Origin of the sequence: Geomicrobium halophilum, assembly GCF_014207655.1 — a bacterium.
GTDB lineage: Bacteria > Bacillota > Bacilli > Bacillales > Marinococcaceae > Geomicrobium > Geomicrobium halophilum.
The window spans coordinates 405566-432326 of sequence record NZ_JACHHJ010000002.1; the positions used below are offsets into that span (position 1 = coordinate 405566).

Here is a 26761-nt window from a genome sequence, read left to right on the forward strand (position 1 = left end):
AGGAGGTGAGTCTGTGATTGCTGGTGTTGTTATCATCTTATTATTTATGATAATCCCTCTTTTCATCGGATTTTACGCTGCTTCAAGGGCTAAATCTTCAAGTGCCGATTACTTTATCCAAGGAAGAGGAATGGGATCTGTTGCTACATTTTTCACTGTTTCAGCTACGTGGTGGAGTGCGTTTGCTTTTTTGGGATCAAACGCTTCTTTTTATACAGAAGGGCCCATTTATTTAACGGCATTTGCCTGGAATATATTATTTGGGTTTTTATATTTTATTGTGGGCAAAAGGATTTGGTATTTAGGAAAAAAATTTAATTACATCACCCCTTCTGATATGCTTGGTGATTTCTATAATAATGAAAAAGTTCGAATTCTAGTTGGTCTAGTGGTCATCATTTTTACAATTCCATATTTACAGATTCAGTTAACCGGAGGGGCTTACCTTATTGAAGTTGCTTCTGGAGGTATAATCCCTTTTTGGCTAGCTGCACTTATGTTTTATGTAGTGATCCTTGTATATGTATGGGTCGGGGGGATTAGAGCAGTCGCATGGACAGATATTGTGTATGGAGCAGTATTATTATTTGGCCTTCTTTTTGCTGGTATTTATCTTTCGGGAATCGTTGGTGGACCTACTGCGATGTTTGAACAACTTCAACAATACAATCCGGATCATCTTACCTTGCCTGGGCCTGATGGGGAGTCGGGCTATGCTGCATGGATATCCTTATGTTTTATTACAGCTATCGGTGCTCTGATGGGCCCTCAACTATGGCTCCGTATGTATGCCGTTAAAAATGGACAATTATTTAATTTAATGCCTTTTTTACTATCAGTAATTGCATTCACATATATTGGTTCTTTACTCGTAAGCTGGACGGCCGTATTAGTGATGCCGGGGGTGGAGAATGCTGATCAAATTCTTCCTTTAATGCTTGTAGAATATGCTCCGTTTATTATAACTGCTTTAATACTAGCTGCTGGTGCGTCTGCAGCTATGTCAACAGCAAACAGTCAGATACACGCTGTTTCTACCGTGATGACAAAAGATTTTTATCAACGATACACGAATCCATCTGCCTCACATCATCAATTAATTCAGGTAGGGAGGTACTTTCTGGTTGTATTTTCTGCTTTAGCCTATTTTTTAGCTCTTTTTGCACCGGGACTATTGGTGACAGTAGGTTTAATTGCTTTTGGAGGTACAGCACAACTTATTGTACCGACGATAGGAGCCCTATTTTGGAAAAGATCGAATGCTTATGGTGCGATGACGGGTTTATTAGGTGGGATAGGTATAACTGTCTTATTTACCTTTGTGCCGGGTTTCGTTAGTCCATTAGGTCTTGATCCAGCAATGTGGGGTCTTGTCGTAAATGCTACCCTTTTTGTCGCAGTAAGTCTCAGCACTGCACCACGTAACCAAGAGGTCGTTAACAGATTTGAAGAAGCCCTTTTTGATTTCAGAGATTATGAAGCTGGAGGAATAGAAGAACAAAAGTACTTCAAATCAAGTTGATATTGGTTAAATATTATTTTAGAAGGCAATGGAGGAGAACTATTATGGCAGAATATCACGAAGCGATTCAGCTTGCACAGAAACTTGTCCAAATTCCTTCCGAAAATCCAACAGGAAATGAAGACTCTTGCTCAAGATTCGTTGAAAATTGGTTCTCTGGACTAGAAAATGTCAAGGTAACCACCCAAATGGTTGAGCCGGGACGAACGAATGTGATCGCAAAATATAAAAGTGGTTCTCAAAACTTAGCTCCTCTTGTGATCATTGGTCATATGGACACAGTACCCGTAGAAGGGACTTGGTCGAAAGATCCTTTTGGTGGTGAAATTGAAAACGGGAAGCTATATGGCCGAGGTTCCTGTGATATGAAAAGTGGGCTCGCTTCAGCAATGGTTACTCTCAAAGAAGTTTCTCAGAAGGAAGTTAAATTAAAACGAGATTTGTTCGTAATTGCGAGCATCGATGAAGAGGGTCCTTATATGAAAGGTTCAGTAGCTCTGGTAGAAGAAGGTCTAATCCCGGAAAATGCTCACCTCATCGCTACGGAGCCCACAAATTTAACGCTCTCTACTGTACACAAAGGCACGATCTGGTATGAGATTAATATTCAAGGAAAAAGCGCTCATGGGGGAAACGCTCACTTAGGTGCAGACGCAGGTCACGCTGCGGCTGAAGTTATTACACGACTTAAAAAGCAAGTAAATAATCTTCCATACAATCATGAGATTTTTGGTCGTCCTGCAATTTCGGTTGGAATAATTCAAGGTGGGCAAAAAACGAACATGGTGACCGGCTCAGTTCGTATAGAGTTAGATTTTCGTTTAGTTCCTCCAATGACGAAAGAAGAAGCCAATGACATTGTCCGAGAAGCAGTTAAACAGGGATGCAGAGAGGTAACAGGCACTTCTGCAGAAGTCAAACATTATGGTTGGGAACGTCCTCCTTTAGAATCATCGCCGGATACTCCACTTATCCAAGCAACTGAGAAAGGGTATATGGAAGTTATGGGAGAAGATATTAAAAATAGTGGTTTTCCAGCATATACCGATGTATCAATGATCGGTCTAAAGACTGGTAATAGAAACCTTATAGTTTTTGGGCCGGGTCATCTTGATCAAGCCCATGCCATTGACGAATTTGTAGATATCCAGCAGATTGAGCAATGTACCAATGTTCTTTTTAAGGTGGTTCAGAATTAAGTGATTTAAAGGGGGCAAAAATGTTTAATTTACCGGTAGAAACCACCTGGTTGATGCTACCGTGGCCGTTTATTTGGATAACGTTAGCTTTGGTTATGTTCTTTAAATTTAGGCGAGATGATAAGCTCGAAGAGCAATGGGAAAATGGTGAAAATGAAAGGGGTTGAGGCTAGTGAATCTGGATATTACAATATTTTTTATTTATTTACTTGGGATGCTAGCAATCGGATTGTATTTTACCAGACGAGCTTCAACTTCCGTAGATCATTATTTGCTAGGAAATCGTAAAATAGGAGCTCCTGTAACAGCTGTAAGTATGCAGAGCACCTCAATGAGTGGTTTCATGTTTATGGGGGGACCTGCACAGGCATTTCAAGAAGGTTGGCATGCCTTATGGTACGCAATAGGGGATGCAGGAGGCTCTATTGTCAATTTATCGGTGTTAGGAAAACGCATGAGGCGACTATCCCAACTAATCGGAGCTTTATCCCCGATTGAATATCTAGAGAAACGATACGAAAGCGCTAGTGTACGTGTTGTGGGGTCAGTTATAGCCATCATATTTTTGTTCGCTTATGCTTTTGCTCAATTTATTGCTGCTGGTAAAGCTTTAGAGTCTTTATCAGGTTTTTCATATGAATTAGCCCTCATCATCGGTGTAGGTGTGATTATCATTTATACCGTTGCCGGCGGTTATCTAGCTGTTGCGGTAAGTGGTTTTATCCAAGGGATTATTATGCTCATAGGTGTTACAGCTATTGGGGTGATGGCCATTCCGTACGTAGGAGGCATTTCAGGGTTAAATGAATCCCTTAGGGCTATTGATCCTACGTACTTAAGTATTTGGGGAAGAGATTTAATTTATTACGGTCAATGGGGAGTGATTTTAGGCGCAGTTTTAATTTATGCCATCGGTTATATGGGTCTTCCCCATGTGACTGTAAGACATATGTCAATGCAGAGCCCAAAAACGGTAAAAAATGCAATCATCTGGTCAGCAGCTTTCAATCAATTATTTACTTTTACCCCTTATATATTAGGGTTGTCTGCGATTGTTTTATTACCTACGATATCTGACCCTGAAATGGTTATACCAGAATTAGCATATACGTTCTTCCCTGGTGTTTTAGCTGCTTTACTGCTTTCAGCCATTATGGCGGCCATTATGTCTACTTGTGATTCTTTACTTATGCAGGCGGGTACAACTCTTTCGCGTGATGTATATCATCGTTTTATTAATCCCAAGGCCAGTCATAAACAAGTTTTACTGGTGTCTAGGTTGTGTATTCTAGTTGGCGGAATCATTGGCATTGTTTTGGCGACATATGAGCCTCCGGCGGTATTTACGCTTGTAGTCTTTGCATTTGGTGTATTAGGTAACACTTTTTTAGTGCCGTATGTTGCCTCTGTGTATTCGAAGAAGGCCAATAAAGGAGGGGTATTATGTGCCATGATTGGTGGTGCTGGTACGAATATCGTATGGGAGACATTTACCTTACAAAATGTTACTGGTTTACATCCATTTTTGGCTGGATTACTCATTTCCATTATCGGCATGGTCATTGGCAATACTTTTGGGCGTACTCCTTCACCACCCATTTTAGAGTCTTTTGAACTTGCCAAGTATAATCATAGAATCCCGAAGAACCTTGAAAAAGGCATTTCCGATGACATTGCACCTGAAGCGAAAAATATCTCACGATTTATAAATTCTTCTTTCAGGCCTAGGTCTCGAGGGGAGGCAAAGATACTTGAGGAATAAAGTGTTAGCCCAATCTATTACGTTTACAGAGGAAAAACTTAAATCAAGTCTTAAGAAAATACAGTCAAATATAAATTTTGCCGTCCATAGTGTGATTTATTATCCTTATCATTTTTTCCATTATGATGTTAAGGCTAAGCGAATTTTTCTACCCAAGAATGAAGAGGTGGGGTGCACGGTAGAGCCTGTTAGTGGTATAGGATCGCTTATTGATTACACCCCAAAGCTAAGTTCTGTAGAAATTTCGATAGAAAAACAAGTTCCTCAAACATATACCCTTGAAGAATGCCGAACGATCTCTGAATCATTTATCTATCAATCTATATCTTTAAAAATGAAAATGTTATCTATTTCCGAGTTAATATTTAAATATCATGAATTCTTTTATCGGCCGTATTGGGTTGTGACCAGTAATAATCCAAAAGAAGTACCTGATTTTATTGTGGATGCTGTTACAGGCCAATATCATCCACTTTAATTTTATTTAAACTGTATAGGAGGCGGTCGTAGTGAAGATCGGAATTCCAAAAGAAATCAAGAATAATGAAAATAGAGTTGCGGTAACGCCTGCGGAAGTAATGCAACTTCATCAGGCGGGGCATTTCGTTACAATTGAAGCCGGAGCCGGGATTGACGCAGGGTTTACTGATGACGAATATGAAAACGCTGGAGCTATTATTAGTGATCGTACAAAAGATATTTGGAACAGTGAAATGGTAATAAAGGTAAAGGAACCATTACCCGAGGAATATGAGTACTTGTACGAAGGGTTAATCTTATTCGCGTATTTACATCTTGCGGCAGATGAACGGCTGACAAAAGTTCTCATTGATAAAAAAGTTGTTGGCATTGCGTACGAAACGATACAGCTAAAGGATGGAAGTCTGCCTCTATTAACCCCCATGAGTGAAGTAGCGGGACGTATCGCTTCACAGATTGGTGCTCAGTTTCTAGAGAAAATGAAGGGAGGGCGAGGGATCCTTCTTAGTGGACTGCCTGGAGTTCAACGGGGAAAAGTGTGCATTATTGGAGGAGGTGTAGTAGGCACAAACGCCGCGAAGATTGCCGTAGGACTTGGAGCAGACGTTACAGTCCTTGATCTTAGCCCAAGAAGGCTCAGGGAATTAGAGAATATTTTTGGAACCGGAGTACAAACTTTAACATCTAATCACGTGAATATAGCTAGCACAGTTAAAGAAGCAGATCTTGTAATTGGGGCCGTGTTAATTCCGGGAGCAAAGGCTCCTAAGGTTGTAACAGAAGAGATGGTGAAATCAATGAAAGACGGTGCTGTTATTATTGATGTTGCAATTGACCAAGGCGGAGTGGTAGAAACTATTGATACAATCACTACCCATGATGACCCTATCTATTATAGATATGGTGTCGTCCATTATGCAGTGGCAAACATGCCGAGTACTGTTCCGAGAACTTCTACCCTTGGCTTGACAAATACCACGATTTCATATGTTTTACAAATCGCTAACAAAGGATATGTAAAAGCTAGTTTAAACGATGTAACGATAAAAAAGGGTATGAATACGTTCAATGGATATGTTACGCATAAAGCTGTGGCAGACGCACATGGATATAAATATGTAAACGTCGATGAACTAATGATCGAAAAAGTTTAGACAAAATGCCATGGTGCTTTTAAACGGGGCGAAGAAACGGCTAAGGATATCCCATGCTTAGACACTTTGACTGATAAATTTAATGATAAATTAACATTATGTCAGAAGAGAAGTATAAAGGAACAGTGTAATATTTGATTTAAATACAAAAATCAATAAATTCAAAACAGAAGATCGGTACCGTTGTGGTTTTTTTATTTAAGAGGGAGTGTAAAAAAGTGAAAAATCAGAAATTACTAATTAATGGAGAGAGGTTAAAACACTCGTTAGAGGAATTCGCTGATTTTGGACGGACAGATAATAACGGAGTCACACGTTTGGCATTATCGGAGGAAGACCGGCAAGCTAGAGATTACTTTCGTTCCTGCTGCGAAGACCTGGGGATGACAGTAAAAGTTGATGATATGGGAAATATGTATGCTACTCTTTTCGGGGTAGAAAACGACAAACCTCCTGTTGTAGTGGGATCTCATTTAGATTCAGTAAAAAAAGGTGGGCGTTTTGATGGTGCACTCGGTGTATTGGCTGGTTTAGAAGTTGTGCGGACATTGGTGGATCATGATATTAAGCCGGAGGTTCCTGTTATGATTGCCAACATCACAAACGAAGAAGGGGCTAGATTTGAACCATCTATGATGTCATCTGGGGTTCTTTCAGGTAAGTTCGAGAGATCTGTCATGTTACAAAAAGAAGATTCAGAAGGAATTACATTTGAAAGAGCATTAAACGGAATAGGATACGAAGGAGAAATACAGAATCGGTTAAATGAAGCCAAGTCCTTTTTGGAATTACACATCGAACAAGGCCCTGTTCTTGAAAGGGAGGATCTTAAGATTGGTGTGGTGGAATGTGTGGTTGGAATGGTTTGCTATGAAATAGAAGTAATCGGAGAGTCTGATCATGCAGGAACTACGCCAATGAATATGCGAAAAGATGCTTTGTTTGCGGCAAATGATTTAATTACTGAAGCGCGTGAGAAATTGAGCAGGCTAGATCATGAGTTGGTGTATACCATGGGTCGCATGAATATGGTTCCGAACATACACACGGTCATTCCTAAAAAAGTCGTATTTTCACTAGAAGCCAGACATCAAGACCCAGAAACGATTCAGCAAGTGGAAGAAATTATACATGGTCTTACTCATTCATCCGGAAATGAGGAATGTGAAGTGAAAATCACAAAGCTATGGGGGAGGGATACAGTATGGTTTGATCAAAGGGTTGTTGATACATTAGAACAATCTGCAACATCATTAGGGTATCCTCACAAAAAAATGGTAAGCGGGGCAGGCCATGATGCTCAATTTATTGCAAATTATATCCCGTCCGCGATGATATTCGTTCCAAGTGTAAATGGGAGAAGTCATGATGAAGATGAGTTAACTTCATGGGAAGATTGTGAAAAAGGGGTGAATGTTATATTAGAAGCTGTTTTAGCAATGGCAATAAAGTAAGTCCTCAAAAAAAACTATAGGAATTAAATATTTTAAACAATATAAATATTATTTATATTATCTTAAAAGAAAGCTAACGTAAAAAATAAGACGTTATTCGTCAAAAACTGATCATTATTTTGATAGGAAAGCAGGTGAAATCATATGAGAAAAGGATATCAAAATCTGCTAGATAAATTGCAGGCGAACTTTGAGGAAGTCGAACCACCACTGTCTCATCAAGAGGCTTTTGAAGAGGCAAGCCGTTGTTTGTATTGTTATGATGCCCCATGTATTACTGCTTGTCCAACCGGGATTGATATACCATCCTATATTAAAAAAATTACAACAAAAAATCTTCACGGCTCGGCCCGAACTATTATGGAGGCTAATCCAGTTGGTGCAAGCTGTGCCCGTGTATGTCCAACAGAAGAGTTATGTGAAGGGGCATGTGTTCTTAATGATTCGACCCAGCCCATTTTAATCGGTAAATTACAGCGGTACGCAACGGATTGGGCGATTCATAACGAGAAGGTTCTTTTTAAGGCAGGTAAGCCTAACGGAAAATCTGTCGCGATCATTGGGTCTGGACCTGCAGGACTGGCAGCTGGACGTGAACTTGGAATGATGGGATACAAAGTGACTATTTATGAGGCAGAGCCTGAGGCTGGAGGGCTAAACACATACGGAATTGTCTCGTTCCGTTTACCCAAGCGCGTTTCTTTTTGGGAGGTCGATCAGGTAAAGCAGGTAGGTGTGGAAATCAGGACGAATACTCGAATAGGAACAGACATTGGCATAGAGGAACTGAAGAAAAACTATGATGCGGTTGTGTTAGCGATTGGAATGTCAGGTGTGCCTATGCTTGATATTCCTGGTGAAGAACTTGAAGAGGTCCACGATGCGATTGATTTTGTAAAAAGTACAAAGAGTGGCAAGTTATCTAAAGACTATGTTGGAAAAACAGGAGTGGTTATTGGAGCCGGGAATACAGCGATTGATGGAGCTACTTGTGCCATTCGCCTTGGTGCCGAAAATGTGAAAATTCTGTACAGGCGTTCAGAGCAAGAAATGACTGCCTATGACTTTGAGTATGAGTTTGCTAAGCAGGACGGAGTCGAATTTCGCTGGCTTACATCCCCGACGAAGATAATTAGTAATGAAGAAGGCAAGGTGTGTGCCATTGAATGTATAAGGATGAAACTTGCTGAACCAGATGCGGACGGTAGAAGAAAACCAGTGCCCCTGCCAGGCTCGTCTTTTACGATCGACGTTGATTTTGTCATTAAAGCGATAGGTCAATCGCGTTATACAGAACTTCTTGAGCAATTCGGAATTCAACATGAAGGTGGAGTTGTCAAGCTTAAGGAGGATCGTTTTGAAACGTCTGTAGAGCATGTGTTTGCCTGTGGAGATGTGATGTTTGGTAAAAATCAGGGCGAAGCAATGGTGGTATCGGCTGCAGAACAAGGCAAGCAAACGGCCTATGAGGTGCATAAAAAAATTTCAGACATAAACGCTGAATCTACAGCATAGGAGGGATAGGATGGCTGACTTGTATACCGATGTGGCAGGCATTTCATCGCCGAACCCGTTTTGGCTTGCAAGTGCACCGCCAACCAACTCTGGCTATCAAGTGCAACGTGCATTTGAAGCAGGATGGGGAGGAGCAGTATGGAAAACGTTAGGAGAACCAATCATCAATACGACCTCACGATTTGCAAGTGTTTCCTATAATGGGCAGAGGGTTGCAGGTTTTAATAATATTGAATTGATTACCGACCGTCCGCTAGAAGAAAACTTGCGTGAAATTGAGCAGACAAAACAACGCTTTCCAGATAGAGCCATTGTGGCTTCGTTAATGGTTGAGCCAGAACAGGAGAAATGGCATGAGATCGTAAAACGGGTCGAGGCTGTAGGCGTAGATGGTCTTGAGCTTAACTTTGGTTGTCCTCATGGTATGGCTGAAAGGGGAATGGGCTCGGCCTCTGGACAGGTACCGGAATTGGTAGAAAAACAGACGTGTTGGGTTAAAGAGGTGGCAGCCACGCCTGTCATCGTTAAGCTAACCCCCAATATTACAGATATCACCGCAACAGCTGAAGCGGCGGTTCAAGGTGGAGCGGATTCCGTAAGCATGATCAATACCATTAATAGTTTGGCAGGTGTTGATATTCATACTTGGAATACTATTCCACATGTGGATGGGAAAGGGGCACATGGTGGTTATTGTGGACCAGCGGTAAAGCCCATTGCTCTTAATATGGTTGCCGAATGTGCAAAAAACCCGCGAATTAATGTTCCGATTTCCGGTATTGGAGGCATATCAGATTGGCAAAACGCGGTGGAATATATGTTGATGGGAGCTTCAGGGGTACAAGTGTGTACAGCTGCTATGCACCATGGTTTTAGCATTGTTGAGGATATGATTGATGGCCTCAATAACTATTTGGATGATAAAGGAATTGAATCTCTCCGTGATATCGTTGGGCAATCGGTATCCAAATACTCAGAATGGGGAGATATGGATCTTAATTATCAAACCGTTGCACGTATCAATAATGATATCTGCATTAACTGCAATAAGTGCCATATTGCCTGCGAAGATACGGCTCATCAGTGTATTGATATGTTGAAAGGGGAGGATGGCAAACCTATTTTACAAGTACGTGAAGAAGAGTGCGTAGGATGTAACCTCTGTGCAATTGTCTGCCCAGTCGAGGGAGCGATTGATATGGTGGAAAAGCAAAATGATTTACCGCCCCTCACCTGGAATAACCGCCAAAACGCGATAAAAGAGAAAAGTATAACGAATTCGTAGAAAAGGATGGATTGCCAATGAAAAAATTGATTCGTAATGGAACGATTGTAACAGCTTCAGAAACATATAAAGGTGATATTCTCATAGATAACGAAAAAATTGTAGCATTAGGTAAGGATTTTAAGGAAGAAGATGTAGCTGAAGTCATTGACGCCAGTGGCTGTTTCATTTTCCCAGGAGGGGTTGATCCGCATACTCATCTTGACATGCCTTTTGGCGGGACGGTAACGAGGGATGATTTTGATTCCGGGACTGTTGCTGCTGCCCATGGTGGAACGACAACCGTGATTGATTTTTGCCTTTCAGAAAAGGGGAAGTCGCTGAACAATGCAATTAACACCTGGCATGAAAAATCACAGGATAAAGCAGTCATTGATTACAGTTTCCACTTAATGATTGGTGAGATCACAGCTGAAGTATTGGATGAACTGCCTTCAGTCATTGAGGAGGAAGGAATCACGTCTTTTAAAGTATTCATGGCTTATAAAAATGTCTTTCAAGCGGATGATGCTACCCTTTTCCACACCCTTATAAAAGCGAAAGAGTTAGGTGCGCTCGTCATGGTACATGCTGAAAATGGGGATGTGATTGACTATTTAACCAAAGAAGCTCTGGCGAAAGGGCAGACGGAGCCGATCCATCATGCTCTCACACGTCCACCAGCTGCAGAAGGAGAGGCAACAGGACGCGCTTGTCAGTTAACTTCGCTTGCTGATTCCCAACTTTACGTGGTGCATGTCACTTGTGAACAAGCAGTAAAGCAGATAGACGAAGCTCGTAAATCAGGTGCAGATATCTGGGGAGAGACATGTCCACAATACTTGGTGCTTGATCAAGAAGTAATGAGGCAGTCTAATTTTGAAGGTGCAAAGTATGTATGGTCACCTCCACTTAGAGATAAAGAGCATCAAGAGGTACTTTGGAATGCGCTGAAGATTGGAGCACTCCAAACGATTGGTAGTGACCAGTGTTCTTTTGATTTTCAAGGTCAGAAGGATTTAGGTCGAGAAGATTTCACGAAAATTCCGAATGGTGGTCCGATGATTGAGGATCGTATGAGTATTCTTTTTTCTGAAGGTGTAGCAAAAGGGCGGTTGTCTCTCAATCAGTTTGTAGACATTACTTCAACACGTGCTGCTAAGCTCTTTGGGATTTATCCGAAAAAAGGAACCATTTCTGTTGGCGCAGATGCTGATCTAGTTATTTTTGATCCCGAAGTGAAACGAACGATTTCAGCAGATACTCATCATCTTGCGGTTGACTATAATGCTTTTGAGGGAATGGAAGTTAAAGGTCAACCGAAAACTGTTTTATCTCGAGGAAAAACAATTATTAATGATCAAATATTTGTCGGTTCCAACGGTGATGGCCAGTTTATTAAACGCGCAAAATATGGAGAGGTGCTTCAGGAACAGACAGTGCAGTAAATAAAACATTATAGAGAGATCTCGGAGCAAACCATTCTTGTGGAATTTTAAAATGGAAGGGAGAACATTATGAGCGCAAAAGGCCGTTATTTAAAATCCCCCGATTTGTTTCCGATCTCTCAGCTTAAACGAAAAATGAATACGATTGGCTTTGCCATACTTTGGGTCAGTATGGCCGTGGTCCTTGCTGCATTTGCCATCGGTGGAGATGGGATTCAAAACTTGCCCCTTTATCTTGTTATTATCGCTACGATCATTGGGTCTGTAAGTATTGGGATTTGTATGACACTTACAGGTGATATTGGAATAGAGCATGGCCTTTCGTTTCCCGTCTATATGAGAGCTCCATTCGGTACGATTGGGACCCATATACCGTCAGTCGTACGTGGATTTGTAGCCTCTTGCTGGTTCGGGGTAAACACCTTTTTTGGAGCTACTGGTATTAATGCCATTTTATTCATGATGTTTGGGATTGATCAGTGGTTTCTCTGTTTTCTGTTATTTGCCGCTTTTCAATTATTGAATACAGCTTTTGGGATTAAAGCGGTTGAGCGATTTGCAAATTTAGCGGCTCCGATCATTGTGATCATTTCTGGTTGGATGTATATTACGTTGTCGAATCAGGCAAGCGATGCTGGTCGACACGTTTGGGTTTGGGTAGAGAACCCAGCCACAGGAATAACAGCAGTGAGTGCGTTTTTCGTCGTGGTAATGTCAACAATGGGATTCTGGGGAACGCTAGCTGCTGATATGCCTTCGTTATCTCGTTTTATTAAGGCGCCAAAATTCGAGCGAAACTGGTTTAAGCGAAATAAAGGTCAATTAATCGGCAGTTTAGTTGCGATGCCAGTGGTTCATACATTTATGGTTATTGTCGGCGCCGTTTCTTATGCGGCAGTGTTTAATTCAAATCCAGTAGAGGCGCTTTTAGAAACGACCTCCCAAGGCTTATTACTTGGTTTATTGATGCTTATGATTGCTTTGGCTCAGTGGTCGACGAACACTTCATCAAATGTTATACCGGCGGCTACCATCTTTTCGAATGTCGGAGGACCACGAATCCCGTTTTGGGTTGGAGTTATGATTGCAGGAACAATAGGTGTGCTCGTACAACCTTGGAATGTCTTTGAGATTATGGTTCCTGCTTTATTAGTTGTTGGGGGAATATTGGCGGCCATAGTAGGCATACTTGTCGTTGATTATTATGTGATACGAAAGCGTCGTGTGAATGTTACTGATCTTTACGAAGAAACAGGACAGTATCACTATTGGAAAGGTATTAATGTTGCGGGTCTTCTTGCATGGGTATCTGGGGGAGCAGTATCCATTTTCTTTCCTTCGTATTCGTTTATTGTCGGTTTTCTAGTAGGTGGCTTTGTATATTATATACTTGCGAAGTATTGGTGGTTTGAGGTTTATAAACAGGCGGAACTTGAAAACCCGAATGATGAAATGTACCTAGGCTTAACCGTTGGCAGGGATTGGACGATTGAATCAGATAACGATGAAAAGCAGGAATTAAAGGAAGCCAATTAACATTATTTAGAAAAGAGGTGAGTAACCTGTTCTATGTGAGAGCAGTGTGAGACCATATGGAACAGACAAAAATGTCTGAATACAATAATTATATAGCAGAAAAAGAAAAAATCGATCGATATGTCAATGAGGGGTACCGTATAACGGATGTTTCAGAAGATTTAAGTGGAGCATTGCTTACTTTGATGGATAAACGAGGGAAAAGTGAGACACTACGTATAGGTAATGCTGATGCTAGGAAGTATTTTTCAGTGCTGCTCCTTCAACAGTAACAGAGGATGTTAAGGACCTTCGGCTAAATTCCGAAATGCGCTGATTGTTTGGGGGAGTTAACATATCTGGCTTAGCGGCTTTTCTTATTTAATAAATGAAAAGCCGCTGTTTTGTATGTCAATGAGAAATAAGGTGAACGGACCTTTCACCTTATTTCTCTAAAAGAATTCGGTAGTGCCTGGATCATCTCCATGGCATTCATTGTTTCCATGGGCACTCCCCGTTCGAGCAGATAATCCGCGGTATATCCGTGCATATAAACAGCTGAAGAAATCGCCGGCTGGATATTGTTAGTCTTGGTAACAAAAGCAAGAACTATGCCGGTGAGTACATCGCCAGAACCGCCTTTAGCAAGGCCGGCATTGCCGGAGTCGTTGATCCAGATTTCGCCTTCGGGTGTTGCGACGAGCGTATAAGGTCCCTTGAGAACGACGTAAATGCCGTGTTCTTGTGCAAAGGATGCCGCGACTTCAAAGCGGCGGCTGTTTACATCTCTTGGTGAAGAGCCGATCAACGCTGCCATTTCCCCGGGGTGCGGGGTGATGATGAGGGGGTGCTTCCGAGCGCGTACTCTATCAAGCATCTCCGCGAGTTGATGCAGACCATCAGCGTCGACGACGAGTGGTCCCTCAAAATTTTCGATGAGCTCCGTCAATATTTCAGGTCCATCAGTGTCGAATCCGGTGCCGGGGCCGACGGCAATGCCATCTTTATTTTCATAAAATGATGATATCTCATTTTCGCGAGGAAAATAAGTCGCTTCGGGTACGTGGGCGGCGACCATTGGAATTACTGATTGAGGTGTCGCGATAGTGGTGAGGCCAGCACCGCTTTTCACTGCTGCTCCTGCTGCTATTGCGGCCGCGCCTGGCATTGTCTCGCTTCCTGCGATGATGCCTACTTTTCCGTGGTTTCCTTTGTGTGAGGAAGCAGCCCATGGCTGCCAATGGTTGGCGGTCTCGCTGGCGCTCCATACGTTTCGTTTCGTTTTCACTGTGTGTTCAAACGCGGTTGGTGGAATGCCGATGGGTACCACTTCCGTCTCCCCGTAATAGTCACGGGCGGGGTACGTATAATAGCTTAACTTTGGTTGCTGCAAAGTAATCGTGCGATCTGCTTGAAGTGAACCTTCCGGGACCGTTGTTTCATCCCCGGGTATTCCACTCGGCAAGTCCACAGAGACAACGGTTTTCTCGGCATTAGTGATTGCTTCAATAACGTTGCTGTACGGTTCCCGGATGTCTCCAGAGATCCCAGTACCTAATAATGCATCAATGACGATGTCAGCCTTTTGAAAATAAATCGGGTCATAACTTGTCCACGTGTAGCCGGCATTTTCGTAGAGGTTTTTATGCAGCTTCGCATCCCCTTTAAATTTTTCCTCAGGGGGAATGAGACATACATGGACTTCCCGCTTTGCATCCTTGAGGGTCCGTGCAATGACGAAGCCGTCGCCGCCATTATTTCCGCTCCCGATTAATATCAGGAAGCGTTCACCGGTGTGGTAATAATGGAGTAATCGTTCAGTAACCGCACGTCCTGCGTTTTCCATCAACATTGCACCAGGGTATCCAAGTGTTTCGATCACGTAGCGATCAACGGCTCCCATTTCTTCTCCGGTTACGGCTTGCATGTGGTTAACCTCCTAGACTTTCTTTCTATCATATCATTAGATCTGAAAATTAAAGGGATACTCGTAATGAAACGGACTGAATCTGCAAATAAATCGAGGACCACAAAAAAGAGGGGCTTCACTAGATTCAATCCGTTTCTTCTTCGACGAGAATACCGCTTTTTTGTAAAGCTTGTTTCGCTTCGATAAGTGCGTGCTCGTCTTCGGCTTCAAGTGTATGAAGATGAATCCCCTCGGTTAAATCGGCTAGTAAGGAGGCTTGTTTTTCTTCCATCAGTTGGCAAAAACGCTCGACGTCTTTTCGGTTTTTAATCATTAATTGCCCGGATATTTCCCCGTACACCGCGTGTTCGACAGTAACATCTTTGATAACAACCCCATGGTCGACGAGGATAATTAACTCTTCCTCCATGTCCGCTTTTGTATGTCGACATGCAATGATGCTTGTATATTTATCTTCTGGTCCTTGCGGTTGATTGTATAAATAGCCCTGCGGGGTTGCTAAAATCGGGTGTTTGGCCGCTTTCAACAAGGAAATATCCTGCACAATGACCTGACGACTTACCTGATGAATTTCTGCCAGTCTTCCTCCTTTTTGCGGTTGGGTCTCTGATTTTAAAAATTCAAGTATCTGTTGGCGACGTTCCTCCCCGCTTAATTTTTTTTGATTTTGCATTAGCGGTCCTCCTTTTAACGGTGGGAATATCATCACGGATATTCCTCAGGCAGGCAGCGGTTTGTTCGATGTCTGTCATGCTTGTATCTTTCCCAAAAGAAAGGCGGATAAATGTGCGAGCGGTGTCTGGGGTATTTCCGAGGGCAAGCAACGTCTCTGAAGGTTCGTGATCTCCGCTGCGGCAGGCACTACCGGTTGCGATGGCGATCCCTTGCCGGTCACAAGCCAGCATGGCCTCTTGCCCTTCAATTCCCGGTAACAGTAGTCCAAGTATATACGGGGAACATTGCTGTTCTCCGAGAATACGAAAATGAGAAGGTAAACGTTCTATCATTTTAGCACGCAACTCCCTGATATGTGTAATGGCTTCTTCTGATTTTTTAAACTGGATTTCAGCTGCTGCTGCGAAAGCTGCAATCGAAGCGACATCGATGGTTCCGGTGGGAATTTCGTCAGTGGCCTGAACGGATGTAGGAAAAAAAACAGCACCAAGTGCTTTCGGTCCATGGATTTTATGAGCGGCGGTACTTATTGCCTTTAAACCGGATTCTTTAACTGGAATCGGAATTTTTCCATAGGATTGTACACAGTCACTATGAAAAGGAACCTTGGCTTGAGCCAGGACGTTTCCGATCGCTGTAATATCTCGAATCGTTCCAATTTCGTGCTGTACATGGGCGAAAGTAGCAAGAATGGTGTCACTACGCAGACGTTTTTCAACTTCAAAAGGATGGACTTGTCCTTGACCATCTGCAGGAACATCCTCGATTCTCAAACCAGGGTGTATCTGGACAAGGTGCTCTAAATGCTGCCGTAGCGAAGGGTGCTCCGTTCGACATGTAAGAATATGTCCCTGATAATGATTGATTTTTAACAATTCATTGAGGGCGTGTTGATTGGCTTCTGTGCCACTCCTTGTTAAATGTACGCTTGTTTCGATTTCTTTTATCGTATGGCGTAACGTGTGAATCGCCGACGTTAAGACGTTTGAAGCATTGGTTCCTTTTGTGTGAAGGCTGTTTGCATTTCCATAATAAGTCGTGGCGATCTCCTCATACACTTGGATGACTTCAGCGGCCATGGGCGTTGTTGCTGCATAATCCAAATAGACCATCATCATATTCCTTTCTCTTTCTTGTATTCCTATTTTTATCTTGTCATAGAGCACATTTTATGTAAAGATATATGTAAAGACATATGTAAAATCAATTGATGGAGTCATTAGGAATTTATTGCGGTGAAGAACGTGAATCATTGAGCAAAGGGGGGTGCGGAGGTGGAAACAAGAGAAATCGATGTCTTGATCATCGGCAGTGGACTTGCGGGGATGGTTGTGGCAGAAACTATTGCTCATAAGTTAAATGTGGCTGTTTTGTCGAAAGGGGACATCACCGATAGCAATTCGCAAAAGGCTCAAGGTGGAATTGCAGCTGCTATTGCAGCAGGTGACCATTGGGAAAATCATCTAAGCGACACTCTAGGGGCGGGTGATGATCATAATTGCCTAACGAATACATCCATTTTGACAAAGAACGGACAGGATGCTGTAAAAATGCTGACTGACTGGGGTGTTTCCTTTGATGAAGGACTCGGTCGCGAAGGAGCACATGGATATCCGCGAATTGTACATGCGGGTGGAGATCAGACAGGTAAGGCGCTGGTTCAGACGTTACATGAACGAACTCGCTCCTACGTCCATTTTTTTACTAAGGAGACTGTTCTTTCCTTGTTAAAAGAAAATGGGCGCTGTATTGGAGCGAAAACAGTGGACGGGGCAGGGAGAATGACATTATGGTATGCCTCATATACTGTGCTCGCTACCGGCGGTGCTGGTCAGTTGTTTTCGAAAACGACGAACCACTCCTTTGCGACCGGGGACGGCTATGCCCTCGCTTATCGTGCCGGTGCGATCTTACGTGATATGGAGTTTATCCAATTTCATCCGACTTTATTGATGAAAAATAAAAAGGAAGCGGCAGGTCTAATTACAGAAGCGACCCGTGGTGCAGGAGCGCAGTTGGTGACGTCGGACAACCGGCGGATAATGGCTGGACATCCACAACAAGATTTGGCAAGCCGTGATGTTGTCGCGCGTGCAATTGCGGCAGCTAGAACTGATGAAAAAGAGGTTTTTCTTGATCTCTCTGCTGTTTCCCACTTGGCTGATCGTTTTCCTGGTGTTACTTCGCTTTATAAAGCATTCGACTTTAAGAAGCAGCGTGTACCTGTTGCTCCTGGTGCTCATTTTATGATGGGCGGCGTTGCGGCAACAACCGAAGGGGAGACGAACGTTCCAGGCTTGTATGCCATCGGCGAAGTAGCTGCGACCGGGGTCCATGGAGCCAATCGTCTTGCTAGCAATTCTTTATTGGAAGCTGTTGTTTTTAGCCGTAATCTTGGCCGGAAAATATTGAACAGCCCAAGAATAGGTCCATCACACAGAAGCGATCAACATCGGACGGCTATACCATCTTCCCTGCCAACAAAACAAGTGATAAGGGAAGTCATGGATCAAGCATGTGGCGTGATTCGAAATGAACAGACACTCAAGGAAGCCGATGATTTTTTTCAAGCGTACTTGTCATTGGCAGGTATCAGTGATGATCCGGAGATTCAGGAACGCAGTAATATGACTCTTGTTGCAGCATTGATGACAAAAGCTGCACTAAAGCGCACAGAGTCACGAGGGAGTCATTATCGGGGAGATCATCCAATGAAAGTGAAATCTTGGGAGGGTGTGACACTTGCTTGGAGCCAGCAAGAATATGGTAAACGCTATCCGGTCTCAGCAGATCCCACTCAAATGGTCGTGGAAGGAGGGCTCAGAGCAACATGAACGACTTAAAGGTAAAAGAAAAATTGCAATCCTTTTTTCTAGAGGATATCGGGGATCGTGATTTATCCACAAATGGGTTTCAGGAAGAAAAAACAACCGTTACCGTTGTTGCTAAACAAGCTGGAACAATGGCTGGTATTGATCTATTGAGAATAGGGTATCAACTTTTGGATGATCGCATTGAGGTAATATATTATAAGAAAGATGGTGATGACCTAGGGGAAGGGGATCTGATCGCACGAATCACCGGCCCAATTGCTCCCATTCTTAGTGGGGAACGGGTTCTCCTCAATCTCATTCAACGGATGAGTGGAATCGCGACAGCCACAAATGCAGCCATAAGGAAGTTGAACGATCCCAGTATCCAAATAACCGACACACGCAAGACGACCCCTGGTTTACGAATATTCGAAAAGTATTCGGTTCGTTGCGGGGGCGGTGTCAATCATCGTTATGGTCTTTATGATGCCATTATGATTAAAGACAACCATGTTGATGCTAGTGGGGGTTCCATTCATGATGCTATGCAAAGAGCGAAAGCAGTGGCCGGACCACTCGTTAAAATTGAAGTTGAAGTTCGTAACGAACAGGAAGGCATCGAAGCTGTCTCCGCAGAGGCTGATGTTATCATGTTCGATAATGTAGACCCAACCATGATTCGATCTTGGCGTGAATGGGTTCCGAAAACGATCATCACCGAAGCATCTGGGGGCATTCATTCTGATTCGCTCCCTCATTATCAAGGCTGTGGTGTTAATTATATATCATTAGGATATTTAACTCATTCTGCTAAAGCCCTTGATATCAGCATGATCCATTCAAAGGAGGAGAAGCTCCATGTCTTTTCTTGATGCTCTCAAAAAAGAAGCCATGCCCGACACCTATCAAAAACTAAGCGAACAAAAGCTGAAGGAGCGTGCACAAGTTGCACGGGAAAAACTTGGCGAACGCTTATTCATCCCGGGTCATCACTACCAACGCGATGAAATTATTGAGTTTGCTGACGAAACCGGGGACTCATTACAGTTGGCCCAAAGCTCAGCGAAAACCACAGCAGATTATATCGTTTTTTGCGGTGTTCACTTTATGGCAGAAACAGCTGATATTTTAACAACATCCGACCAGAAAGTCATCTTACCCGATATGAGGGCTGGGTGTTCCATGGCGGACATGGCGGATATCACTCAGACGGAGCGTGCTTGGGAAACGCTCACTGCACAGTTTGGTGATACAATCCTGCCGCTTACGTACGTGAACAGTACAGCGGCCATTAAAGCTTTTTGCGGGCGTCATGGGGGAGCGACTGTTACATCTTCGAACGCATCTGAAATGATCAAAGACGCCTTGCAGCAAAAAGAGCGACTGTTATTTTTGCCAGATCAACACCTGGGGAGAAACACTGCGTATGATTTAGGAATTCCTTTGGAACAAATGATTGTTTGGAATCCAATCCAGGAGAAATTTGAGGGCGAGGTCAGTGATGATATCAAAATTATTCTTTGGAAAGGTCACTGTTCTGTACATGAGAAGTTTACAGTTGATTATATGGAAAAGCTACGGTCGGAGCATGCAGACTTGCAGGTGATTGTGCATCCAGAATGCAGCTGGGAAGTCGTACAAGCAGCCGATATGGACGGATCAACGAAAAAAATTATTAATACTATTGACGATGCCCCTTCCGGTACAACATGGGCTATTGGTACGGAGATGAATCTCGTGCATCGGCTGGCGAACACCTACAAGGATAAAACGATTATGTCACTCAATCCGAATATGTGTCCTTGCTTAACCATGAACCGCATTGATCTTGCCCATTTCACCTGGTGCCTGGAAGAGCTTGTTGAGGGCAGGGTTGTCAATCAAATTAGTGTGGATGAAGTGATAACTGCTGAAGCGCGCACAGCTCTTGATCGTATGCTATATTCATTCGCGATATAGGTGTAAAATCCCTCGATATTTCCCGGGAAATGTCGAGGGATTATTTATGATAGTGCGTGTTCAAAAAGGGGGACAAAAAGAGCCGAGTAGGTCGAGAAGACAAAGTTTCATCCTGATGGCACCACGAAAGCATTCCCCTTCTCACGAAGGAAAAGGAGGTTTCTTTTTCGAGGATTTGGTTTTCATACGTGAGGAACCTTAGAAACAAGACGACAAAGTGATACAAAAGCTATTTTTTCCGGGGCTTTTTGAACAACCTCTTATAGGAAGCCAAACAGATAGGGTACAATTACCTAAGGGATAACACACTTATCATCATATGGAAAGTCATGAAAGGTGGCCTTCAGGCTAATGAATGAGTTTCGGAGTTTCCTTTATAAATTGGCACGGATTCTTGGTGATGTAAATGCGGTGAAGCGTGGCAAGGTAGGTAGACTTATCGGTCGTCGTGCGGCTGGACGGGTGACGGGGCAGGCAATGAGGAAGCTGTTTAAATAACAGAGTTTTCATCAATGCGTATAATATATCGTTAAATCAATCATTCATTTATTTCTGTATTATGGTAAGGGGGGAGCACGATTATAAAGTCTAATGAGCTCTGCCTTCTTATTTCTCACTTATTAGCTTTTCCCCTACCATAAAACACTTTCATTCTTCTTCAAGAACAAGTGATCCTCTTGTGGCCGTGAAATGTGTGGCAGCTGAAGGCTCCATTTTAAATCCTTCTGTATCCATTCATAATGCAAGAAATTTGAACAGCTCGTCATCCTTACTAATGTCAGTGGCAAAACAGGAGAACCTACCAACGACGAGTCCGTCTGGGCGCTGCACTTATGATACCAATACTAAGCTTAAATTACCGGCGGACGCTACACCTAAGGAGTACTTTTTAATAATTATCCTCTTTCGTTATAAGTTGGTGTTCAATCGCTAATGTTTCCGCATATTTTAACACTTCGTAAACCCCTCCCGCGAGTTTTAGTTAAACCCACAAGACAATTCAGTATCGTATTTTACATAAAGGTAACCATTCATATGATTTTAATAATGTTTATCCAACGCCCTTTGCATTTTCGGGATTGTTTAAAGTGGTGGTCCGACGATTCTATTGTTCGCTTTTATTCCGCTTAGGTTATAAGTTGTCTTCTATGATATTGACAGAATAGATAAGGAATATTAGTATTATTGTTAACGTAAATATTTATTAGGTTAACAATTTATCGATAGAAGGGAGAATCGATAAAAAGGAATGCAAGACGGAAAGTATAATAGCGTGAGAATGAGGGCCAGTAAGAGTGCATCTCATAATGGAAAACGGCAGTCTAATTTTATGTAGGATACAATTTGAACGGGACGAGGCAAGAAAAGTGGAATCACCAAAAATAGGGCAAAGATTAGCTAAGGAGCTTTTGGATAAAACAGGTATATCGAAAAGTCTGAAAGATGAGGCACATATAATAATCACAGAAGATTCAGAGTTAGGGGAGCTATTTTAATTCTTGGAGGACTGGTTAGCCTCTGATTTTGGAAAATAGCCAAATTACTATCAAATGTTTCAAAAAAAAGACACTTGCTCTAGCCGCTAAGGTGTGTGTGAACATCCGGCAGCCGTCGCAGGGATGTTGGTTAAGTAACCCTGATTACATAACCGGATATGGTGTGCAGGTATAAATCTAGACTATCAACGAATCACGAAGTTAAAGGAATACGGAGCGAACAGAGAGGCCATATTTTCTTTACGAATAGCTTAGAAGATTTGAATGCGTATATAAATGATCTTGAAAAGCAACCGATCTTTGTTCAATGGGGGAAGAGCATGACACAAAATTTAATTGAAAAGAGTAAAAACCATCTTTGGCTGCCTTTTACTCAAATGAAAGATTATGATAATGATCCGTTGATTATTGATAGTGGCAATGGCATTAAGGTGAAAGACATTGATGGGAATGAATATTATGACGGGTTTTCTTCTGTATGGCTCAATGTCCATGGCCATAGAAAAAAGGAGCTCGATCATGCCATTAAATTACAGCTTGAGAAAATCTCCCACTCGACATTGTTAGGCATGACGAACGTCCCAGCAACGGAGCTTGCAGAAAAACTTATTAACATAAGTCCAGAACAGTTGACACGTGTCTTTTATTCAGATAGTGGAGCAGAAGCAATGGAAATTGCTCTTAAAATGGCGTTTCAATATTGGAAAAATATTGGTAAACCAGACAAACATAAATTTATCTCCATGCAAAATGGCTATCATGGCGACACGATTGGCGCTGTAAGTGTCGGCTCAATTGATCTCTTCCATCATGTATATGGCCCATTAATGTTTGATAGTTTCAAGTCGCCTATTCCTTATGTATATCGTTCTAAAAGTGGTAATCCAGCACAATGCCGCGATGAATGCTTATATGAACTTGAACAGTTGCTTATTGCAAACCACGGAGAAATTGCAGCACTATCCATTGAATCGATGGTCCAAGGGGCCTCCGGCATGATTGTTATGCCAACTGGATTTTTATCAGGTGTACGTGAACTATGCACAAAATATGATGTCTTGATGATTGTTGATGAAGTGGCAACAGGCTTTGGTCGTACAGGGAAAATGTTTGCTTGCGAATACGAGAGTGTGCAGCCAGACCTGATGGCCGCTGGGAAAGGAATAACTGGCGGGTATCTGCCCATTGCTGCAACATTAACAACAGAGGAAATCTATGAAGCATTCTATGATGATTACGAGACGCTAAAAACGTTTTTCCACGGTCATTCTTATACAGGAAATCAGCTTGGTTGTGCAGTTGCGATTGAAAATTTGCGTTTATTTGAAACAGAAACAATCATTGAACAGGTGGCCGAAAAGGCTGAAGGTCTACATTTGCTCTTGAATGAATTAGAATCCCTCCCTCATGTGGGAGATATTAGGCAGTTGGGCTTTATGTGCGGAATCGAGCTCGTACAATCAAAGGAAACAAAATTGCCGTTTCCTGCTGAAAAACGAGTGGGATATCAAGTTTCTTTAAAAATGAGAGAGCTTGGCATGCTAACGAGACCAATGGGAGATGTCATTGTTTTTATGCCTCCTCTTGCCAGTACAAGGGATGAACTAGAAGCGATGGTATCGATTATGAAGGACGCAATCAGTGAGGTAACAAGTGTCACACTTAAGTGAATGGCTGGAAACGCGAATAGAAAATACGAAAAAAGCAGGTTTGTATCGGGAGTTACGAACCATGAATATGGCCCCTGAACCAGAGATGTTTATAGATGGGTGGAAACAAATCGTCTTTTCGTCCAACAATTATTTAGGATTAGCAAATGATGAACGATTGCTCGGGGAAGCCAATAAGGCTCTACTTGATTTTGGAGTCGGAAGCAGCGGATCAAGATTAACAACCGGCAACACCGAATGGCATGAACGTCTTGAAGAGAAAATCGCAAGCTTTAAGCAAACGGAATCAGCTTTATTATTTTCTAATGGTTATTTAGCGAATGTCGGTGTACTGTCATCGTTACCTGAAAAAGGGGATGTACTTTTAAGCGATCAATTAAATCACGCGAGTATTATCGACGGCTGCCGGCTATCAAAAGCTAAAACGATTATTTATGACCATTGCGATCTAAGTGATCTTGAAGTAAAGCTGAAAGAAACAGAGCGTTATCATCGACGTTTTATTGTAACGGATGGAGTATTTAGTATGGATGGTACCATCGCACCTCTTGATAAAATCATCTCACTTGCTAAGCGTTATCATGCCTACGTAATTGTTGATGATGCCCATGCGACAGGTGTTTTGGGGGAAAATGGAAAAGGGACAAGTGAATATTTCGGAGTCTCTCCTGATATAGTCATTGGTACCTTAAGTAAAGCCGTTGGTACAGAAGGCGGTTTTGTCGCGGGATCGAAGGCATTGATTGACTTTCTGTTAAACCATGCCAGAACGTTTATCTTTCAAACAGCTATCCCGCCAGCCAGCTGTGCCGCTTCCTTTGCAGCCTTGGAGGTGATGGAACATAGTAAGGAAAAGCGCAACCTGCTGTTTTCACATGTCAAAAAGATACAAGCTAGCTTAAAACAAATGGGATATAACGTGAAGGGGGAGATTACCCCTATTATTCCTGTGATCATTGGGGACGCCGAAAAAGCTGTCAAATTTGCGGAAGGGCTGCAGGCAAAAGGAATATACGCCTCAGCTATTCGTCCACCAACTGTTGCAAAAGGAGAAAGTCGTATCCGGTTAACAATCACTACTGACCATGATTCCAAAGAGATCGATTACCTGGTAGAGGTATTTAATTTAATCGGAAAAGAGTTGAACTTGATTAAATGAATGGCATTTTTGTAACAGGCACTGATACTGGAGTTGGAAAAACCATTATATCTTGTGGACTTGCAGCTGTATTTAAAGAAAAAAAGATGGATACTGGTGTGTTTAAACCATTTTTAAGCGGTATTTCTCGTTACGATCCAGAAAGCGATACCTATTTAATGAAGCAAATGTCACAAACACCTCTTTCCATAGAGGACATTACCCCTTTTGAATTCAAGGAACCACTTGCTCCGTACGTTGCTGGGAAATTGGAAGGGAAGGAAGTTCGCATTGAGGAAGTATTGTGTCACTGCGAGAGAATCAGTAAAAGACACGAGTATTTTATTGTAGAAGGTGCTGGCGGGATCTCAGTACCGCTAGCTGAAAGTCTCTTAGTCAGTGATTTAATCAAAGCTTTGCAGATGCCAATTCTTATAGTAGCTCGACCCGATCTTGGGACGATTAATCACACGTTTCTAACCGTTCAATATGCAACAAGCATAGGTCTGAAGATCGCAGGAATCGTGATAAACGGAATGAGTGATCGTCTCGACCTCGCTGTAGAAACAAACCCAAGAATAATAGAAGAGTTATGCGGTGTGCCCATTGTAGGTATAACACCAAAGCTTGAAGAGCTAACAAAAGAAAGTGTTCAAAAAATGGTTAGTGATAATCTTGACATTACATTACTGATGGATCAGTGGGGGGTAGGAAAATGAATCAATGGATGGAACTTGCAGATCGAGTGTTGGATGGTGGGGAAGTAAAAAATGAAGAAGCACTTTCAATTTTGGAATGCCCAGATGAAAATATTCTTCTGCTTATGCACGCTGCTTTCCAAATTAGAAAGCAGTTTTACGGAAAAAAAGTAAAACTTAATATGATTATGAATGCGAAGTCTGGATTATGTCCGGAAAATTGCGGCTATTGTGCTCAGTCTATAATTTCAAAGGCAGCGATTGATTCCTATAGATTTGTAGATAAGGATACTCTTTTAGAAGGTGCAAAGCGTGCGCATGATTTAAATATAGGAACGTACTGTATCGTTGCTAGCGGCAGAGGACCATCTAATAGAGAAGTTGACAAAGTGGTTGAAGCAGTAAAAGAAATCAAGGACACATATGGATTAAAAATTTGTGCATGTCTTGGATTGTTAAACCCTGAGCAAGCGAACAGACTAAAAGAAGCCGGGATCGATCGTTACAATCATAATATTAATACATCAAAGAGCAACCATCCAAACATTACAACTTCCCATACATACGATGACCGAGTTAATACAGTGGAAGTAGCGAAAGACTCCGGAATGTCTCCATGTTCAGGTGTCATTGTAGGTATGAAAGAAACAAAGCAAGAGGTAGTCGATATGGCTAACAGTTTAAAACTTCTTAATGCAGACTCAATTCCAGTAAATTTTTTATATGCTATTGATGGGACTCCGCTAGAAGGAGTGAATGAATTAAATCCCCTCTATTGCCTGAAAGTTTTGGCGTTATTCCGTTTTATCAATCCAACTAAAGAAATTCGAATTTCAGGCGGACGTGAAGTAAATCTTCGTTCCCTACAGCCATTGGGCCTATATGCGGCCAATTCCATCTTCGTTGGCGATTACTTAACAACAGGGGGACAAGAAGAAACCAAAGATCATAAAATGTTACTTGACTTAGGGTTTGAGGTGGAGTCCGTAGAAGAAATGAAAGCCAGCTTAGCAGAAAAATAAGGTATGTATTTGAATGAGGCTATACATCCTCTGTAAAAACAAACAAT

23 protein-coding genes are annotated in these 26761 nt (G+C 42.3%); 20 read left to right on the plus strand and 3 right to left on the minus strand.

Annotated features, from left to right (window positions below; genetic code table 11):
• Window positions 1–13: 13 nt before the first annotated feature.
• The 12 genes from HNR44_RS09980 to HNR44_RS10035 all read left to right on the plus strand — a co-directional run bounded on the left by HNR44_RS09980 (window position 14) and on the right by HNR44_RS10035 (window position 13606).
• A complete protein-coding gene (locus HNR44_RS09980; RefSeq protein WP_184403980.1) occupies window positions 14–1522 on the plus strand; it encodes a sodium:solute symporter family transporter in 1509 nt (502 codons plus the stop codon).
• Between the two features lie 44 nt (window positions 1523–1566).
• Window positions 1567–2721 carry a M20 family metallopeptidase gene (locus tag HNR44_RS09985; protein ID WP_184403981.1) on the plus strand — a complete coding sequence of 385 codons (1155 nt, stop codon included), beginning with the start codon at window positions 1567–1569 and terminating at the stop codon, window positions 2719–2721.
• A 20-nt stretch (window positions 2722–2741) separates the two neighbouring features.
• Window positions 2742–2888, plus strand: a complete 147-nt coding sequence (locus HNR44_RS09990) for a hypothetical protein (protein WP_184403982.1) — start codon at window positions 2742–2744, stop codon at window positions 2886–2888.
• Window positions 2889–2893: 5 nt separating this feature from the next.
• Entirely contained in the window at window positions 2894–4483 is a 1590-nt protein-coding gene (locus HNR44_RS09995; RefSeq protein ID WP_184403983.1) for a sodium:solute symporter family transporter, read from the plus strand.
• Window positions 4473–4961, plus strand: coding sequence for a hypothetical protein (locus HNR44_RS10000; RefSeq protein WP_184403984.1), 489 nt, complete (start codon window positions 4473–4475; stop codon window positions 4959–4961). Before HNR44_RS09995 ends, HNR44_RS10000 begins: the two co-directional genes overlap by 11 nt.
• Window positions 4962–4992: 31 nt before the next feature.
• On the plus strand, window positions 4993–6117 hold the full coding sequence (gene ald / locus HNR44_RS10005) for an alanine dehydrogenase (protein WP_184403985.1): 1125 nt from the start codon (window positions 4993–4995) through the stop codon (window positions 6115–6117).
• A 218-nt stretch (window positions 6118–6335) separates the two neighbouring features.
• Window positions 6336–7571, plus strand: a complete 1236-nt coding sequence (locus HNR44_RS10010) for an allantoate amidohydrolase (protein ID WP_184403986.1) — start codon at window positions 6336–6338, stop codon at window positions 7569–7571.
• Between the two features lie 144 nt (window positions 7572–7715).
• The gene (locus HNR44_RS10015; protein WP_184403987.1) at window positions 7716–9086 is read left to right on the plus strand and encodes an NAD(P)-dependent oxidoreductase; all 1371 of its coding nucleotides are present in this window, start codon (window positions 7716–7718) and stop codon (window positions 9084–9086) included.
• A 10-nt stretch (window positions 9087–9096) separates the two neighbouring features.
• Window positions 9097–10371: an NAD-dependent dihydropyrimidine dehydrogenase subunit PreA gene (preA, locus tag HNR44_RS10020; RefSeq protein WP_184403988.1), complete on the plus strand. Its 1275-nt coding sequence runs from the start codon at window positions 9097–9099 to the stop codon at window positions 10369–10371.
• A 17-nt stretch (window positions 10372–10388) separates the two neighbouring features.
• The gene (gene hydA, locus HNR44_RS10025; protein ID WP_184403989.1) at window positions 10389–11798 is read left to right on the plus strand and encodes a dihydropyrimidinase; all 1410 of its coding nucleotides are present in this window, start codon (window positions 10389–10391) and stop codon (window positions 11796–11798) included.
• Window positions 11799–11867: 69 nt separating this feature from the next.
• The gene (locus HNR44_RS10030) at window positions 11868–13334 is read left to right on the plus strand and encodes an NCS1 family transporter (protein WP_184403990.1); all 1467 of its coding nucleotides are present in this window, start codon (window positions 11868–11870) and stop codon (window positions 13332–13334) included.
• 56 nt (window positions 13335–13390) lie between these two features.
• Window positions 13391–13606: a hypothetical protein gene (locus HNR44_RS10035; RefSeq protein ID WP_246407237.1), complete on the plus strand. Its 216-nt coding sequence runs from the start codon at window positions 13391–13393 to the stop codon at window positions 13604–13606.
• A 146-nt stretch (window positions 13607–13752) separates the two neighbouring features.
• Here HNR44_RS10035 and HNR44_RS10040 read toward each other — a convergent pair whose 3' ends face one another.
• The 3 genes from HNR44_RS10040 to HNR44_RS10050 all read right to left on the minus strand — a co-directional run bounded on the left by HNR44_RS10040 (window position 13753) and on the right by HNR44_RS10050 (window position 17036).
• The gene (locus tag HNR44_RS10040) at window positions 13753–15240 is read right to left on the minus strand and encodes an NAD(P)H-hydrate dehydratase (protein ID WP_184403991.1); all 1488 of its coding nucleotides are present in this window, start codon (window positions 15238–15240) and stop codon (window positions 13753–13755) included.
• Between the two features lie 127 nt (window positions 15241–15367).
• Window positions 15368–15916, minus strand: coding sequence for a transcription repressor NadR (locus HNR44_RS10045; RefSeq protein WP_184403992.1), 549 nt, complete (start codon window positions 15914–15916; stop codon window positions 15368–15370).
• The gene (locus HNR44_RS10050) at window positions 15864–17036 is read right to left on the minus strand and encodes a cysteine desulfurase family protein (RefSeq protein ID WP_184403993.1); all 1173 of its coding nucleotides are present in this window, start codon (window positions 17034–17036) and stop codon (window positions 15864–15866) included. Before HNR44_RS10050 ends, HNR44_RS10045 begins: the two co-directional genes overlap by 53 nt.
• 156 nt (window positions 17037–17192) lie before the next feature.
• On the opposite strand from HNR44_RS10050, the gene nadB reads away from it, so the two are divergent.
• The 8 genes from nadB (at window position 17193) to bioB (ending at window position 26714) form a co-directional block, all read left to right on the plus strand.
• Window positions 17193–18752 carry an L-aspartate oxidase gene (gene nadB, locus HNR44_RS10055; protein ID WP_184403994.1) on the plus strand — a complete coding sequence of 520 codons (1560 nt, stop codon included), beginning with the start codon at window positions 17193–17195 and terminating at the stop codon, window positions 18750–18752.
• Entirely contained in the window at window positions 18749–19603 is an 855-nt protein-coding gene (gene nadC / locus HNR44_RS10060) for a carboxylating nicotinate-nucleotide diphosphorylase (protein ID WP_184403995.1), read from the plus strand. Before nadB ends, nadC begins: the two co-directional genes overlap by 4 nt.
• Window positions 19590–20690 carry a quinolinate synthase NadA gene (gene nadA / locus HNR44_RS10065; RefSeq protein ID WP_184403996.1) on the plus strand — a complete coding sequence of 367 codons (1101 nt, stop codon included), beginning with the start codon at window positions 19590–19592 and terminating at the stop codon, window positions 20688–20690. Before nadC ends, nadA begins: the two co-directional genes overlap by 14 nt.
• Window positions 20691–21041: 351 nt before the next feature.
• Window positions 21042–21188, plus strand: coding sequence for a hypothetical protein (locus HNR44_RS10070; RefSeq protein ID WP_184403997.1), 147 nt, complete (start codon window positions 21042–21044; stop codon window positions 21186–21188).
• A 1318-nt stretch (window positions 21189–22506) separates the two neighbouring features.
• Window positions 22507–23856, plus strand: coding sequence for an adenosylmethionine--8-amino-7-oxononanoate transaminase (gene bioA, locus HNR44_RS10075; protein ID WP_184403998.1), 1350 nt, complete (start codon window positions 22507–22509; stop codon window positions 23854–23856).
• Window positions 23840–25015: an 8-amino-7-oxononanoate synthase gene (gene bioF, locus HNR44_RS10080; RefSeq protein ID WP_343069458.1), complete on the plus strand. Its 1176-nt coding sequence runs from the start codon at window positions 23840–23842 to the stop codon at window positions 25013–25015. The genes bioA and bioF overlap by 17 nt, the downstream gene beginning before the upstream one ends.
• Window positions 25012–25713 (plus strand): dethiobiotin synthase, encoded by a 702-nt coding sequence (gene bioD, locus HNR44_RS10085; RefSeq protein WP_184404000.1) that lies wholly within the window; start codon window positions 25012–25014, stop codon window positions 25711–25713. Before bioF ends, bioD begins: the two co-directional genes overlap by 4 nt.
• Entirely contained in the window at window positions 25710–26714 is a 1005-nt protein-coding gene (bioB, locus tag HNR44_RS10090; RefSeq protein WP_184404001.1) for a biotin synthase BioB, read from the plus strand. The genes bioD and bioB overlap by 4 nt, the downstream gene beginning before the upstream one ends.
• The last annotated feature ends 47 nt before the right edge of the window (window positions 26715–26761 follow it).

What these genes read in the sequence shown, in the direction of transcription:
- HNR44_RS09985 (WP_184403981.1), top strand. Translation starts at nt 1,567, where the DNA reads ATGGCAGAATATCACGAAGCGATTCAGCTTGCACAGAAACTTGTCCAA.
- HNR44_RS09990 (WP_184403982.1), top strand. Translation starts at nt 2,742, where the DNA reads ATGTTTAATTTACCGGTAGAAACCACCTGGTTGATGCTACCGTGGCCG.
- HNR44_RS10015 (WP_184403987.1), top strand. Translation starts at nt 7,716, where the DNA reads ATGAGAAAAGGATATCAAAATCTGCTAGATAAATTGCAGGCGAACTTT.
- preA (WP_184403988.1), top strand. Translation starts at nt 9,097, where the DNA reads ATGGCTGACTTGTATACCGATGTGGCAGGCATTTCATCGCCGAACCCG.
- hydA (WP_184403989.1), top strand. Translation starts at nt 10,389, where the DNA reads ATGAAAAAATTGATTCGTAATGGAACGATTGTAACAGCTTCAGAAACA.
- HNR44_RS10030 (WP_184403990.1), top strand. Translation starts at nt 11,868, where the DNA reads ATGAGCGCAAAAGGCCGTTATTTAAAATCCCCCGATTTGTTTCCGATC.
- HNR44_RS10035 (WP_246407237.1), top strand. Translation starts at nt 13,391, where the DNA reads ATGGAACAGACAAAAATGTCTGAATACAATAATTATATAGCAGAAAAA.
- HNR44_RS10040 (WP_184403991.1), bottom strand. Translation starts at nt 15,240, where the DNA reads ATGCAAGCCGTAACCGGAGAAGAAATGGGAGCCGTTGATCGCTACGTG.
- HNR44_RS10045 (WP_184403992.1), bottom strand. Translation starts at nt 15,916, where the DNA reads ATGCAAAATCAAAAAAAATTAAGCGGGGAGGAACGTCGCCAACAGATA.
- HNR44_RS10050 (WP_184403993.1), bottom strand. Translation starts at nt 17,036, where the DNA reads ATGATGATGGTCTATTTGGATTATGCAGCAACAACGCCCATGGCCGCT.
- nadC (WP_184403995.1), top strand. Translation starts at nt 18,749, where the DNA reads ATGAACGACTTAAAGGTAAAAGAAAAATTGCAATCCTTTTTTCTAGAG.
- nadA (WP_184403996.1), top strand. Translation starts at nt 19,590, where the DNA reads ATGTCTTTTCTTGATGCTCTCAAAAAAGAAGCCATGCCCGACACCTAT.
- HNR44_RS10070 (WP_184403997.1), top strand. Translation starts at nt 21,042, where the DNA reads ATGAATGAGTTTCGGAGTTTCCTTTATAAATTGGCACGGATTCTTGGT.
- bioA (WP_184403998.1), top strand. Translation starts at nt 22,507, where the DNA reads ATGACACAAAATTTAATTGAAAAGAGTAAAAACCATCTTTGGCTGCCT.
- bioD (WP_184404000.1), top strand. Translation starts at nt 25,012, where the DNA reads ATGAATGGCATTTTTGTAACAGGCACTGATACTGGAGTTGGAAAAACC.
- bioB (WP_184404001.1), top strand. Translation starts at nt 25,710, where the DNA reads ATGAATCAATGGATGGAACTTGCAGATCGAGTGTTGGATGGTGGGGAA.